Origin of the sequence: Achromobacter sp. SIMBA_011 (assembly GCF_046535435.1) — a bacterium.
Taxonomy (GTDB): Bacteria; Pseudomonadota; Gammaproteobacteria; order Burkholderiales; family Burkholderiaceae_B; genus Achromobacter; species Achromobacter dolens.
In genome coordinates, this window is sequence record NZ_JAWRWN010000060.1 from 1 (window position 1) to 445 (window position 445).

Sequence of the window (445 nt, forward strand, 5' to 3'; positions counted from 1 at the left end):
TCTTCTCATCAAGAATGATCTTCGAACGCTCCCTCCAGCGCGAGCTTGCGTATACGGCTGGCGCCGTGTTCATGGTGCTGCTCACGATCATGCTCACGACGATGATGATCCGCATCGTCGGCTACGCCGCGTCCGGCGAAATCGATCCGCGGGACGTGCTCGTGCTGATCGGCCTGACCGTGATCGGCTATCTCGCCGTGATGCTCGTCGTCACGCTGTTCGTGTCGATCCTGTTCGTGCTGACCCGGTGGTACCGGGACTCCGAAATGGTCGTCTGGCTCGCGTCCGGCGTCAGCCTCACGCGCCTGATCAAGCCGATCGGCGTGTTCGCGACGCCGATCATCCTGCTGATCGCGTTCTTCGCGTTCGTCGGCTGGCCGTGGTCGAACCAGCAGAGCAAGATGATCAAGGCGCGCTTCCAGCAGCGCGACGAAATCTCGCTGCT

Annotated in this window: 1 protein-coding gene; it reads left to right on the top strand. The window is 61.8% G+C overall.

The window, feature by feature from the left end; translation table 11 throughout:
• Positions 1-14 precede the first annotated feature (14 nt).
• Positions 15-445 (top strand): LptF/LptG family permease (locus SB816_RS29900; RefSeq protein WP_410547975.1); only part of this gene is annotated, 431 nt, incomplete at its 3' end.